This window comes from Dyadobacter subterraneus (assembly GCF_015221875.1).
GTDB classification, from domain to species: domain Bacteria; phylum Bacteroidota; class Bacteroidia; order Cytophagales; family Spirosomataceae; genus Dyadobacter; species Dyadobacter subterraneus.
Genome location: NZ_JACYGY010000001.1, coordinates 3,243,266 through 3,258,011, shown reverse-complemented (window position 1 = coordinate 3,258,011; position 14,746 = coordinate 3,243,266). Strand labels below are relative to the sequence as shown.

Sequence of the window (14,746 nt, the reverse complement as noted above, 5' to 3'; positions counted from 1 at the left end):
CCTGAAAATAAAAGTGAAAAAAGAGATTTTAACAAACTCTGAAATCACAATCCGTATTCCAAAATTAAAATGGCCTCTTTTTGAGGCTATTTTTGTATATAATCGAAATGGCAGTATTACAGCCCTTAATTAATCTGGCCGAAGTTTGTTATGCCCAGGGCATACGGCACGTAGTAATTTCTCCCGGCTCCCGAAGCGCCGCATTAACACTGGCTTTTTCGCGCCACAGAGGCTTTGAAAAGCATGTGGTAATGGATGAACGCTCTGCAGGATTTATAGCGCTTGGAATGGCGCAGCAGTTAAAACAGACGGTTATCCTGATCTGCACTTCCGGAAGTGCAGCCTACAATTATGCTCCCGCAGTTACCGAAGCATTCTTTCAACAGATTTCTTTACTGATTTTAACCGCTGACAGACCTCAGGAATGGATCCATCAACTGGATGGACAAACGATTTATCAGGCTGAAATCTATGGAAAACATGTGAAAAAATCCTTCACAATTCCCTCAGATTACGATCATAAAGATGCCCGCTGGCTGATCAACAGGACAGCTAACGAAGCAGCTATTCTGGCACATTCAAAACCTTACGGTCCGGTGCATATTAATGTCCCGATCCGTGAGCCTTTTTATCCTGGAAAAGATGAAGAATTAAGTCCATCTGCCGATGTTCGGGTCATAAAAAAAGTGGAAACAGAAGCTTCTTTATCTATCGAAACCTGGCACGAATTATTGAATGAATGGGACAATGCAGAACGCATTTTAATAGCGGGTGGTCAGCATGAAAATGACAAAAAACTTAATCTTGTTTTATCAAAAATAACAGAAGAACTTGACGTTCCGGTAATAGGAGACTCCATTTCTAACCAAAAGGGAAACGATAGTTTTATTACGTTCCAGGATTTGTTTTTAGCTGATGCTGATACTGAAAAACTAAGACCTGATCTGTTAATTACCTACGGATTATCATTCATTTCAAAAGCATTTAAACAATTTCTTCAAAAAAATCCATCGATCAGACACTGGCATATCAGCGAAGACAGTCATGTCGTGGATACTTTCTTTTCTTTAACCCAAATAATCCCGCTTTCTGCTCAGTACTTTTTTGATAATCTATTTGAAAAGATTGATTATCAATTATTTGTGCAGGGTTCAGATCCGGAGAATGATTCTTCTTATAAGACAAGCTGGATCGAATATGACCTGAAAGTAAAGTCATTATCAGTCGAATATTTCATAAATCTATCACTGTTAAATGATCTAACATCTGTTAATTGGATCATAAATTTACTTCCGGCGGATTCTCAGCTGCATATTGCCAACAGTATGCCGATCCGTTACGTGAACGCGTTGGGTGATGGAGTTTCTCATCTTGAAATTTTTGCAAATCGAGGTACAAGCGGTATCGATGGTTGTGTTAGTACAGCCATCGGAGCAGCTTTGGTTAACAACAAACCAACCTTTTTACTGGTTGGCGATGTTGCCTTTTTATATGACCGGAACGGACTGTTAATTCAGCCGTTACCAGACAATTTAAAGATCATCGTTTTAAACAACAGTGGTGGAAATATTTTCAGAATGATCGACGGTCCCGCAAGTTTGCCGGAGCTTGAAAATTACTTTGAAACGCGCCATCCCTTTACCGCCAGAAGAACGTCAGAAGATTCAAAAATTGATTACTTTTCGGCGTCCGATTTTGAGGGTTTGAAGACTGAGTTATCGGCATTTTTAAGTACGGACAAAATCAGCTTGCTCGAAATATTTACTGACCCGGCAGAAAATGCAAAATCCTGGAAAGGACTGAAAAGTTTCATACGTTCAAATTGGTAAACTATTTGCAGTTTTTGGCTAATTCTTCAATAGCAATAGAATCTTTCAGAATCGTGCCTTTTTTCCAGATCTCGCAAGCTTTTGTTTTATCTTTTTGTTTGAAATAGAGTCTTCCAGTAAAGCCATAGAGCATTTCCACCGGTTCGGCCAGCTCTATGGCTTTATTGTATTCCAAAAGTGCCTTATCGGGATCATTTGACAGGTCATAATACAATCCCAGATTTCTTAGTGCGTAGCCGTTCTTGGGATTTGTGTCCAATGCCCTTTCTATGAGCTTTTTACCGTCTTCCAGGGCTCCTGTTTGCAATAGGACGTAACCTTTGTTATTTAAAGCTAATGCGTCATCTGGATGAAAATTCAGTATCCTGTCAAAATAAAAAATTGCGTTTTTCCACTCTTTGTTAATTGTTGCTATAAGTCCAAGGTTATTCAACGCTTCGGGTTGGGATGGATTAAGCTTGATAGCGGATGCAAAATCTTCTCTTGCCAGCTGGTAGGAGTGAAGTTTGTAATATACCGCACCACGATTTACAAATGCCTCGGTATTTTCTTTGTCCAGCAAAATCGCCTTATCATAATCTGCAATCGCTTCGGACGTCTGGCTCATGGCATCGTTTAGATTTCCCTTTATCAAAAAATATCTGGTTGAATCTGAATATTCTTTTGAAATCTTTTTCAAGTCATCTTCCGCACTCTTAAAATCGCCCAAACGGAGCGAAGATTCCGATCTTACGAGAATTGCCTGTATCAGTGTAGGGTCAAGTTTGATTGCTTCTGTCAAAACCTCACGGGCATCGTTTATTTGACCAATTTTCATTAACGTTATGCCTTTGTTCAGATAAGCATCCGGAAAGTCTGGATTTTTGGCGATGGCTTCATTATACAGACGAAGTGCTTCGGTATAATTGTTTTGAGTAAAAGCTACATTAGCCTTTAAAAAAAAATCAGCAGAATCTTTTTTATCCTGACCACCACACGACAAAATAATTAGCACTATAAATATTAGCAATATACTATGTTTAAACATTGAATTCATCCCAATTTTGAATTGATTACTTTTGCAAAAAAATATTTACCTATGCGATATATAAAGGATATACCCAACCAGCACTTCAAGATTAGTATTTACCAATGGAATAATAAGTACATCATCAAGATTGAAGCTGGTATGTTCGAGCAAACTTACAAAATCGAAGAATACGAGATTGCAAACGTCGAAGAAATAGAAAAGAGTATGGATATTGAGTTCCTGGAAAAGGTATCTGCCAGATTCTCTGGGATGCAAGAAGATTTTGCGAATACATTAAACCGTAATGATGTTATTTTTTGAAGTAATATCAAGATATTAGATGTTGCTTTTTCTCTATTTATACGCTTTCAAAGGCCTTTTCGTTAACTACCAAATAGTTTTAGCAGGTATTAGCCAGATAGCTTTATCTTTTAATAATATATGATCGCAAACAATAAATCACCACAAAAATCCACAAAACGAACCCCTATGCTTTTAAAACATGGCACTTATGCGCTCGGTTTAGGCTTATGCGTTGGTACGTATACGGTTAATGCTCAGAATACTATGAGTTACACTGCACCGGAAGCGCATTTTCGTAACGGCCTTGAATATTATGAAAAATTAAACTTTGTAGCCGCCAGGCAGGAGTTTGGCGACTATCTGAATGCAAATGATAATCTGTTAAGTACGAGTGATTACAACAAGGTTACGGCCGAATATTATGTAGCGGTTACTGGCTTGTATTTAAATTATCCTGAAGCGGAAGTTCAGGTGGACCGGTTTGTAAGAAATCATGCCGAACATCCTAAGGCACAGCAGATTTATGGAGATCTGGGGAAATATTACTACGAAGCCGGAAATTATGAAAAGGCAATCACTTATCTGGAAAAGGCAGTAAAACTTCCAGGTAATGGCGGTAAGAAGATGGATAATACCTATCAGCTTGCGATGTCATATTACAATACAAAAAATCTGGATGCGGCCTTGCCTTTATTCAATCAGGTAAAAACTGATCCTTCGTTTGCTAATGCAGGGGATGCATCGTTTTATGCAGGGGTTATCAATTATCAGAAAAATAATTTCGAAGAAGCTTATCAGGATTTTATAGCCGTTGAGAATCACCCTAACTATAAAGAAGAAGTTCCCAACTGGATTATTTCTTCTTTATACCAATTGAAACAATACGATAAATTATTGTCTTATGGTGAGAAAATTCTTGCCCAACAAAGGGGCGGAACAAAAATTGCTGAAGTCGCATTATATGTGGCAGAAGTCTACTACGAAAAAGGAGATTATGCTGCGGCTGTAAAGGCCTATGAGCGATATAATAAAATGAAAGCTGGTTCTGTTCCACCGGCAGTTGCTTTGCATTATGGACATTCTTTGTTTCGTACAAACAACTATAATGGAACAATTTCTACACTTAAGGGTGTTGCGACAGGGAAAGATTCTGTATCGCAATACGCTTCATATCTGCTCGGTGTCAGCTACTTAAAGACGAGTAATTTAAGTTATGCTTTAACAGCATTAGACAATGCAGCACGGTTGGATTACAATCCTGTCATCAAGGAAGAAGCTAGCTACAACCATGCAAAAGTACAATTGGATCTTGGCAACAATAATGATGCTGTAAAAGAATTTAATGCTTTCATTACTAAATATCCGAACAGTAAACATCAGGAAGAAGCCACGGAATTAGTTGCAGAAGGTTATTCGGGAGCAAGCAATAACACGGGCGCGATTACTTATATTGAAGGTTTAGCAAAACGGAATACCAAAATTAATACCACCTACCAAAGACTTACTTTTAACCAGGGTGTGGTGGAATTCAATCAGGAACGTTTTGAGCAGGCGCTTGCCTTCTTCAACAAATCGATCAAATTCCCGATTGATGAAAATATTTTTACAGCAGCTACTTTTTATAAGGCAGAATCAAATACCGGTTTGAAAAAGCTGGATGATGCGGTTGCTATTTATACTCAACTCTCAAAAAATTCCAAAGCTGGTATTTACGCCCGCAAAAGTCTTTATGCTTTGGGATATGTTTATTACAACCAAAAGAAATACAGTCAGGCGCTGGGTTACTTCAAAGAATTCACAAACAATACGGAAGGTATTGACGGGAACATTATTGAAGACGCTTACGTGCGACTAGCGGATTGTTACCTGGCTGCTAAAAATTATAACGAAGCTATTGGTACTTACGACAAAGTTTCTGCAAAAGGAAAAGTTGATAAGGATTACGCTTTGTTCCAAAAGGGGCGTGCATATGTTTACATGAACCGTGAAGCCGATGCACGTAAGAACTTTGAAACGCTGATCAGTCAGTTCCCAAGTTCACGTTATCTGGATGATGCTTATTTCCAGATGGCAGATATTGATTTCAAAAACGGAAGTTATTCTGCCGCTGTAAAAGGATTTACGCGCATGATCAATGAAAAACCTAAGAGTTATCTGATCCCTGCCGCTCTTTTACGTCGTGCTCAATCTTACTATAACTTGCAGGTCTACGAACAGGCGATTGTTGACTTTAAGAAAATCCTTTCGGATTATTCGGATTCACCATCGGCCAGCAGCGCACTGGAAGGTATCCAGGAAAGTTACACAGCCGTTGGTCGTCCCGAAGAATTCACTCAGGTGCTTGGTGTGGTACGTAAAAACAACCCTGGTAATGATAAACTGGAAGACGTTGAATTCGACAACGTTCGTAATCTTTATTATGCTGAGAAATATGATAACGCAAAACAGGCGTTGCTTGATTTTATAAAGACTTATCCTTCAAGTAAATATCAGTATGACGCAAGATATTTTATCGCGTCATCTTTTGATAAAACTGGAAATGTTGCGGATGCCTTGCAGTATTATGGTAAAGTTGTTCAGGAAAACCGCTCCACTTTTGTAGCTGCTGCTGCCCAGCGTTCTGCTGAACTGGAAATCGGACGTGGCAATTTCAACAATGCTGTTACCAATTTCAGAGTTCTTCTTCGTAATTCAGAAAATAAAAAAGAGCAGACACAAGCCTGGATTGGTTTGATGGATACTTATTACAATCTGAAAAGTTACGATTCAACGCTTTATTATGCCAAGGAAATCATCAATGTAGGAAATGTTGTTCCGGGCGGACTAGGCAAAGCGCAGCTTTATTTGGGTAAAGTTCCTTACGAAAAAGGAGATTTAACAAAGGCATCGGAAGATTTTAAAAAACTGGCCAGTACTTCAAAGGATGAATACGGCGCGGAAGCAAACTATATGGTTGCTACAATTTTGTATAAAAATAAGAAATATAAGGAGGCAGAAACCGCTATCCTGGATATGAGTAAAACCTTCGAAGGTTTTGATTACTGGCGGGTTCGATCCTTCATTTTACTTGCAGATGTGTATATGGGCATGAAAGAAGTTGGACAGGCCAAAGCAACCCTGAGCTCGATCATCGACAATTCTGATGATCAGGAAGCAGTGAAACTTGCGAAAGAGAAACTGGCCCAGTTTGAAAAACAAAAATGATAAATTCCTGTCGAAGCAAACAGCAAAAAATATTTCTTATGACGCATTCAAGAACAATTCGAACATCCATATTTTTATTAACTCTGGGTTTTTCCAGCTCTGTGGCTTTTGCACAGAGAGGGGAAATTGAAAGCCAGACTTATGAAATTGTAAAGGAAAAAAGTATTGAGTTCGCTCCTGCAAACCGGCTTTTTGATAAAGTTCAGCCAATTCAGGGCACAACAAATGAAAAGAAAGTTAATTATCAGATATTGGATCCACAGATCAGTATAGCGTCACCAAAAATAACACCATCGGTCGCGGCATCATCTGATGAAAAAGCACGTCAGGATCAGCCTGATGTTTTGAATAATTATATCAAACTGGGAGCCGGTAATTATGGCCGTTTCCTTGGAGAAGCTTTTGTGAGCGGTCGCCGTGCAGATGATCTTGTATTTACTGGTCAGCTAAAACATTTGTCCGCGGGTAATGGTCCTGTTGATGGTAAAAATTCCGCCAATGCGAATACCAATATTAAGGTAGGCGGAAAGTATATTATGAGTACTTATAAGGTTGATGGTTCGTTGGAATATGACCGGAAGAACTACTATTTCTATGGCTACAAACCTCAGATAGAATCTTACGTTGTGAACCGCGACAGTATCCGTCAGACGGTCAATAATTTTGGTTTCAATCTTGGTTTTGAAAATACAAACCCGGACGTTGCCGTTGATTATTCTTTAAAGACAAGTCTGAATACATTGCATGACCGTTACAACGCATCTGAGCTTGACTGGGGGACTACGCTTAATGCTTCGGTTCCTATTTCAAGTTCTTTTTATGCACAGTTGGAAGCAGGTGCTTTTATCTCGCAGCGTGTGGATGCTTTAACGTACAACCGTAATTTGTATCGTGTTAAACCTACGTTCAAGTATACGTCTGATATTTTCACAATTACAGCCGGTATCAACGCTGTAAATCAAACTGACAGTCAGTTAAATATAAACAAGACAAAAGCATTTCCGGTATTAAATATTGACCTAAGCCCCATTGATGGTGTTCATGTATTTGGAGGATGGAACGGCGACGTAGTTCGCAATACGTTAAAGGGAATGTTGAGCGAGAATCAATGGTTGGGACCTAATGTATTGATTGTCAATACAGAAAAAAACTCTGATATATTTGCTGGTGTTAAAGGAGAAGTAGCCGGTGGCTTTAATTATGAAGGTAAAGTGTCTTATACTTCTTATCACAACTTCTACAACTTTAACAACTCGTTGGCTGATACTTCGAAATTCTCCATTATTTATGACCCGCAAAAAACAAAGGTGTTGAATATTTCGGGACAGGCCGGATATACTTACAACGATTTGTTTAAAACATCTTTGAAAGTAAATTACTATGATTATTCAATGGGTTCGGTTGAAGAAGCATGGCACCGTCCGGATTTAACTTTGAACTGGTTTAACGCTTTGACGATTAGTAAAAAGTTATTTGTTACAGCTGATTTTTACATGTTAAAAGGAATAAAAGCGAAAAATTTTCAGAGTGGAGTTGTTACCAAATTGCCTGTTATTTCAGACTTGAATTTGAAGATAGATTACCTGTTAACCAGGAACTTCTCAGCTTTTGTATCTCTCAATAACATATTGGGCAAGGAGTATCAGCGGTATCAATACTACCCGCAGCAGGGATTGAACTTTGTTGGAGGATTATCATTTTCTTTTTAACTTCGCTTCATTCACCTCAAAATGCACTCCATGATAGCTGTTGAAACGGTAATAAGAAAACTGGTAACTGACTACGAATTCGTAATCATTCCGGGCTTTGGCGCGCTGCTTTCTCATCAGGCTCAGGCCTTTTACAATGCAGAGACAGGCATGTTTTCTCCGCCGGATAAACGCTTGGCTTTCAATGAGTTTTTGAAACTTGACGATGGGTTATTAGCTAATTACATTTCCCGTCAGGAGCAGATCAGTCATGGAGAAGCAGTTGCTTATGTTAAGCGTTATACGGATAAACTTCGTGTTTCGTTGCAGACAAGTGAGCGTGCTACCATTGAAGGAATAGGCGAGTTCAGTATGAATGTTGAAGGGAAGCTGGTTTTTGAGCCAAATACCGACAGATATTTCAAGGACGAATGGTACGGTTTCAGAAGTACAGCAGCAAAACTGGTTGAGAAAAGAGCTTCTGTTTTTAACACGCCTGTTGTTCATGTTCACGAAGATCACGTTGAAGTACTTGAAGAGGAGGAGCCACGCGCTGTTAAAGTGAACTGGATCGCATGGACAGCAGCTGCCATGATAGCCGGATTGATGTTTTATTTCAGTTTGTTCTATGTGTCTTCAAATGGTGAAAACAGAAGTACGCTGAATCCTTTTACCAGCTTTTTTGAAAAAATGACTTCCAGTACGCCGGTAGTTGCTAAAAAAGCGCCAGCTGCACCAAAAAGAAGAATAGTTTATGTTGTTAAAAAAGCTCCTGCTAAAAAGATTGATAGTATAGCACCAGTAGCAGCAACAGTTGAGATTGCAAAGCCGGTTGAAACGAAACCGGAGGTTATTATTCCAAAAGAAACAGCCTCAGTCTCAAATAAACATTTTTATTTAATTGCAGGCGCTTTTAAAGGAAACAGACAAGCAAATGTTCTTTTGGAAGAAATGAAGAAAAAAGGATATACTGATGCTGTTATTATTGACGCCGATAAATACAGCAAAAAAGTTAAAGTAGCTGTTGAAGGATTTGAAAGTGAAGGAGATGCATACCGCGCTTCTGCAAAACTTAAAAAAGTAATAGGAGAAGAGGGCTGGGTTTATAAAAAGAGATAGACCAGGTTTAAAAGATAAAAAGTACCGGGAAGGAGCCAGCAAGGCTCCTTCTTTTGTATTTATACGAAAATGACATATTTTTACGTTCAACACCAAATCACAAAAAATTAGCCAATGTTTGAATTACAAGCAGAAGATCGTCAGCGAATAGCAATATCCTGGGCATTGTCTGTTGGTATCACAGCTGTTTTGCTGGGAATATTTTTCTTCATACGTCTCAAAAGCTCTATCGCCAAAGTGGAGCCTATGGAGCTTTTTGTTGAGGTCAATTATGGTACCAGCAAAGTCGGAAAGGGTGATATACAAACTTTCAACAAACCAAGTAATTCGAAAGTAAGAGAGAATATGCGTGCTGAGGCTGAAGAAGTAAAACAGCGTAAATCTGTTTCTCAGCCTAAGCCAACACCTCCGACTCCTCCAAAAGTCGAATCTGTAAAGCCTACCAAAGCGGTAACTGAGAAAGTGATTACCTCTAAGGCAGAAAGTCCTGTTGAAGCTCCCGAAAAATCGGAAACAAAAAAATCAACCGGAAGTGCTACTTCTTCGGCTCCGGTAAGTAAACCTGTTCCTGAAAAAGCGGTTAATAAAGATGCTCTTTTCACGAAATCTTCCGGAAGTAAATCGGGAAGTAATGGAACGAACGGAACCAAAAGCGGAGTTGGTGGAAATAATAATGGAGACGATGCAGAAGGCGTAGGCGATAAAGGCTCTAAAACAGGGAGTTTGTTTGCCAAAACATACAAAGGTGAAGGCGGTGGTGGCGGAACGGCCGTAGGGCTAAGTTTATCGGGTTGGAAGTGGTCACGCAGACCGGTTGTTAATGACAAATCGGATGCAACAGGTTCTATTACCTTCAAAATAACAGTTGACAAGAATGGTCGCGTTAAAAATATCATCACACAAAGTACTACGGTTACTGACTACGACGTGGTAAATCAATACCGCAGCGCCGTAAGAGATCTTACTTTTATTTCTCAGTCATCCAATGTTCCGGAGGAATCTACGGGAACAATCACTTTTAAAATCAGTTCGCAGTAATATAGATAATGGATTATCAGGAAACAATCGACTATTTGTATAGTCGCCTACCAGTCTTTCAAAATATCGGGGCCCGTGCTTTTAAGCCGGGCCTTCATACTACCCTTCAATTGTGTAATCACCTGGGAAATCCACAGGAAAAATTTAAAACAATCCATGTTGGCGGGACCAATGGAAAAGGGAGTACTTCTCATATGCTGGCTTCTATAATGCAGGACGCCGGATACAAGGTAGGATTGTATACTTCGCCTCATTTAAAGTCATTTACAGAGCGTATACGGGTAAACGGAATCAGCATTGATGAAGATTTTATTGTAAAATTTACCAGTGTTAACAAATCTTACATTGAAAGTTTAAGTCCTTCCTTCTTCGAAGTGACAGTTGCCATGGCATTTTCTTATTTTGAAAAGTGCGAGGTTGACGTCGCCGTTATTGAAGTTGGCATGGGAGGCAGACTGGATTCGACCAATATTATTACACCCGTACTTTCGGTTATCACCAACGTAAGTTATGACCATGTTCAGTTTCTGGGGGATACGCTTGGGAAAATTGCCTTTGAAAAAGCCGGGATTATCAAGAATGGAATTCCGGTAATTGTAAGCGAAAAGCAGGAAATTGAGATCTCAGAGGTTTTTGATCAGGCTGCATTGGAAAGAAATTCAGAAATTGCTTACGGTGCAGACGTATTTACCGTTTCAAATTCATCGCATAAAAATGGTGCTTTAAGTCTGGATATTGTTTCAAAGGCATCCGGCCAACTAATTTATCCGGATTTAAATCTGGATCTGGCGGGTGATTATCAACTCAAAAATATTTGTGGCGTTTTAACTGCAATAGAAAAATTACAAGAAACAGGTTTCGAAATTAGTCGGGAAGCGGTTTACAGCGGTTTATCCCATGTGCAAAGCAACACAGGTTTGAAAGGCCGCTGGCAGAAATTAAATGACAAGCCCCTGGTTTACTGTGATACTGCGCATAATTACGCCGGAGTTTCGGAAACCATGAGACAGTTTAATAGTCTGGTCTCAAAGCAAAAAAGATTTGTAATTGGTTTTGTTTCTGATAAGGATATTTCTTCCATTTTAAACCTGTTTCCCAAAGACGGAATTTATTATTTCTGTCAACCTTCGAATCTCAGGGCTTTGGATGCATTAGAATTGCAGCAGAAAGCATTGGAATCAGACTTGAAGGGGAATGTTTACCCAGATGTAAATAAGGCTCTGGAAGCCGCAATTTTGGACTCTGATCAGGAAGATGCCATTTATGTTGGCGGAAGTACTTTTGTTGTGGCTGATCTCGATCAGTTATAGTTTGTTGAATTATATTTTAAGCATGTCAAGAAGAAAATTATCCCACTATCAGTTTAGCGCACAAGCTGCAAATGTTATCGAAATTGGAAAGCCCCTGTATACGGAGATTAAGGGAAAATGGAATGAGCTTTACTTTAACAACAGTAATCCTATCGTTTTAGAATTGGCCTGCGGAAAAGGTGAATATACTGTGGGCCTTGGAAAGGTTTTTCCGGACAAGAATTTTATTGGAATGGATATCAAGGGAGACAGGATAGCGAGAGGTAGCCTGGCAGCGACGGAATCCGGGTTGACCAATGTCGCTTTTCTTCGTGCAGGAATCCAATATTCAGAAGAATTTTTTCAGGAAAACGAGTTGGACGAAATCTGGCTCATTCATCCGGATCCACAAGTACGAGACCGTGATGAGCCTAAGCGATTAACAAATCCTATTTTTTTGAATAATTACGCCAAATATTTGAAGAAGGGTGGCTTGTTCTGTTTGAAAACGGACAGTACTTTTCTTTATGAATATAGCCTGGGCACGTTGGAGAATTCAGAAAATTATAAAATTATTGAGCATACAGACGATCTGTATAAGTCGCCGCTACTTTCAGAACACCATGGTGTCAAAACCCATTATGAAAGTATTTTCGTAGCGAAGGGTTACACGATCAAATTTATTAAGTCGGTTGTTGAATAGGGTAAACAAAATAACCCGTTATGATAAAATTTCATAACGGGTTATTTTTTAGCAATACTAAATACTAATTATTTGCTTATTAAAGTAGCAAAGTAGTTAACAGTACGAACAAGTTGTGAAACATAAGACATTTCATTGTCATACCAACTTACAGTTCTTACCAATTGAGTATCTCCGATTTTTTGAACTTTCGTTTGTGTAGCATCGAAAAGTGAACCGTAGCTGATACCGATGATGTCGCTGCTCACGATCTCATCTTCTGTATAACCGTAGCTTTCGTTCGCAGCAGCTTTCATAGCAGCATTGATCTCTTCTACGCTTGTTTCTTTACCCAGAATAACAGTTAATTCAGTAAGTGAACCTGTAAGCGTAGGTACACGTTGTGCAGAACCGTCCAGTTTACCTTTCAATGAAGGCAATACCAATCCGATTGCTTTTGCAGCACCTGTACTGTTAGGAACAATGTTCTGAGCAGCAGCACGAGCTCTTCTCAAATCACCTTTTGGGTGTGGAGAATCCTGTGTATTCTGGTCGTTTGTATAAGCGTGGATGGTAGTCATCAAGCCATTTACAATACCGAATTTATCTTCCAGAACTTGCGCCATTGGTGCAAGACAGTTCGTTGTGCAAGATGCTGCGCTGATAACTGTTTCAGATCCGTCAAGAATATCGTGGTTAACGTTAAACACGACAGTTTTAAGATCTCCGGTAGCAGGAGCGGAGATAACCACTTTCTTAGCACCAGCTTTGATGTGCGCCTCAGCAGACTCTTTGCTAGTAAAGAAACCTGTACACTCAAGAACTACATCAACATCATGCGATCCCCAAGGAATTAATGAAGGATCTCTTTGCGCATATATAACAACGTTTTCGCCGTTTACAACGATTGAATTTTCAGTTGAGGTTACTTCTGCATTAAATCTGCCTTGTGCAGTATCATATTTAAGTAGGTGAGCAAGCACTTTAGGACTTGTAAGGTCATTGATGGCTACGATATCGATACCCTCCATGTTATAGATTTGGCGATAAACTAGACGGCCGATACGTCCAAAACCATTGATTGCAACTTTAACTTTTGACATGTGCTTATAAGGATTATGTTATTACGGGGGCAATATTAAGAAAAATGAATGCCGATTTAAAGGAATTAACAGAATAATTGCGTTCTAAATTCATTGTCAATACTATTCTAGTCATATTAGGCTATTAAAATTATGGTAGTAATTTATTTAGTATTTTACTAAACTAATTTTATTGGTATTTTTTAATTTTTACTAAATATAATAGTTACTATTTGCGGCTTTTGTAAAGATGTATTATTGTAACGGCGGGCTTGATTTAGTATAAGTTTGTGTTGGTTATGATATGGAATTTTGAACTTATTGATATAAAAATGATCTGATAAAAACTACGAAAATTTCCTTTATAACATTTAGGAATAGATGCATTGGAGCTATAAAACTTGCCCTTAATGTTTTATATTTGTAACGGATGGTAGGAGGGTTTATGTCTTATTTACTGAATTCGCATTTGAATATAATTATATAGAAATATGCAAATTATAATTTTATATTAAAACATAACTAACTATCTTTCAATAAGTTAAATACTTTTTATTAATCAATTACTTTAACATGAGCCTTAGTACTCAAATCGAAAACATCTGGTCTGACCGGGAATTATTGAAGGATCCGGAAAATGTAGAATTAATCAAAAGCATAATTGAGGAAGTCGATAAAGGTCGTCTTCGTGTGGCAGAACCACAGGAAGATGGTACTTGGGTTGTAAATGAATCACTAAAAAAAGCGATCATTCTTTATTTCCCTATTCAAAAAATGGAAGTACTTGAAACCGGGATTTTTGAGTATCATGATAAAATGAAACTTAAAACAGGGTACGAAGCACTGGGTGTTCGGGTGGTTCCTCCGGCCGTTGCACGTTACGGTTCTTATATTTCCAAGGGAGTTATTTTGATGCCTTCATACGTTAATATTGGCGCCTACATAGATGAAGGAACTATGGTTGATACCTGGGCAACTGTGGGTAGCTGCGCACAGATAGGTAAGAATGTTCACCTTAGTGGTGGCGTTGGAATTGGTGGTGTTTTGGAGCCCGTTCAGGCCGCTCCGGTTATCATTGAGGATGGTGCATTTATTGGCTCCCGCTGCATCGTTGTGGAAGGGGCACATATCGGTAAAAGAGCTGTTTTAGGCGCTGGTGTAACGATCACAGGAAGCTCAAAAATTATTGATGTTACAGGACCAGAGCCGGTAGAATATAAAGGATTTGTTCCTGCCGATTCAGTTGTGATCCCTGGTACCTTACCTAAGGAATTTCCTGCTGGTACGTACCATGTTCCTTGCGCATTGATCATTGGAAAACGTAAGCCAAGTACAGATTTAAAGACTTCTCTTAATGATGCGTTGAGAGAAAATAACGTTACAGTTTAACTTTCTGCATCCTTTACAATTGCAGTTATTAACTTTCCCGGTTTAATAAATTATAATGCGGTATTCTTGATTGAATATCGCATTTATTTTTGTGTTTACATTTGTAAATCTAAA

11 protein-coding genes are annotated in these 14,746 nt (G+C 38.9%); 9 read left to right on the top strand and 2 right to left on the bottom strand.

Going from position 1 to position 14,746, the window contains the following annotated elements; genetic code table 11:
• The first annotated feature begins 107 nt into the window (after positions 1-107).
• The gene (gene menD / locus IEE83_RS13345; protein WP_194121052.1) at positions 108-1,829 is read left to right on the top strand and encodes a 2-succinyl-5-enolpyruvyl-6-hydroxy-3-cyclohexene-1-carboxylic-acid synthase; all 1,722 of its coding nucleotides are present in this window, start codon (positions 108-110) and stop codon (positions 1,827-1,829) included.
• Position 1,830: 1 nt separating this feature from the next.
• Here menD and IEE83_RS13340 read toward each other — a convergent pair whose 3' ends face one another.
• Positions 1,831-2,838 (bottom strand): tetratricopeptide repeat protein, encoded by a 1,008-nt coding sequence (locus IEE83_RS13340; protein WP_228101800.1) that lies wholly within the window; start codon positions 2,836-2,838, stop codon positions 1,831-1,833.
• Between the two features lie 69 nt (positions 2,839-2,907).
• Between IEE83_RS13340 and IEE83_RS13335 the strand changes: the two genes are divergently transcribed.
• The 7 genes from IEE83_RS13335 (at position 2,908) to trmB (ending at position 12,182) form a co-directional block, all read left to right on the top strand.
• Entirely contained in the window at positions 2,908-3,159 is a 252-nt protein-coding gene (locus tag IEE83_RS13335; RefSeq protein ID WP_194121050.1) for a hypothetical protein, read from the top strand.
• Between the two features lie 168 nt (positions 3,160-3,327).
• Positions 3,328-6,345: a tetratricopeptide repeat protein gene (locus IEE83_RS13330; protein ID WP_194121049.1), complete on the top strand. Its 3,018-nt coding sequence runs from the start codon at positions 3,328-3,330 to the stop codon at positions 6,343-6,345.
• A 38-nt stretch (positions 6,346-6,383) separates the two neighbouring features.
• On the top strand, positions 6,384-8,054 hold the full coding sequence (locus IEE83_RS13325) for a TonB-dependent receptor (protein ID WP_194121048.1): 1,671 nt from the start codon (positions 6,384-6,386) through the stop codon (positions 8,052-8,054).
• 30 nt (positions 8,055-8,084) lie between these two features.
• A complete protein-coding gene (locus tag IEE83_RS13320; protein WP_194121047.1) occupies positions 8,085-9,152 on the top strand; it encodes an HU domain-containing protein in 1,068 nt (355 codons plus the stop codon).
• Positions 9,153-9,266: 114 nt separating this feature from the next.
• Positions 9,267-10,190 (top strand): hypothetical protein, encoded by a 924-nt coding sequence (locus tag IEE83_RS13315; protein ID WP_194121046.1) that lies wholly within the window; start codon positions 9,267-9,269, stop codon positions 10,188-10,190.
• Between the two features lie 8 nt (positions 10,191-10,198).
• Entirely contained in the window at positions 10,199-11,500 is a 1,302-nt protein-coding gene (locus IEE83_RS13310; RefSeq protein WP_194121045.1) for a bifunctional folylpolyglutamate synthase/dihydrofolate synthase, read from the top strand.
• Positions 11,501-11,522: 22 nt separating this feature from the next.
• On the top strand, positions 11,523-12,182 hold the full coding sequence (gene trmB, locus IEE83_RS13305; RefSeq protein WP_194121044.1) for a tRNA (guanosine(46)-N7)-methyltransferase TrmB: 660 nt from the start codon (positions 11,523-11,525) through the stop codon (positions 12,180-12,182).
• Positions 12,183-12,250: 68 nt separating this feature from the next.
• On the opposite strand, the gene gap is transcribed toward trmB, so the two are convergent.
• The gene (gene gap, locus IEE83_RS13300) at positions 12,251-13,264 is read right to left on the bottom strand and encodes a type I glyceraldehyde-3-phosphate dehydrogenase (protein ID WP_194121043.1); all 1,014 of its coding nucleotides are present in this window, start codon (positions 13,262-13,264) and stop codon (positions 12,251-12,253) included.
• Positions 13,265-13,816: 552 nt separating this feature from the next.
• On the opposite strand from gap, the gene IEE83_RS13295 reads away from it, so the two are divergent.
• Positions 13,817-14,632 (top strand): 2,3,4,5-tetrahydropyridine-2,6-dicarboxylate N-succinyltransferase, encoded by an 816-nt coding sequence (locus IEE83_RS13295; RefSeq protein WP_194121042.1) that lies wholly within the window; start codon positions 13,817-13,819, stop codon positions 14,630-14,632.
• Positions 14,633-14,746 lie beyond the last annotated feature (114 nt).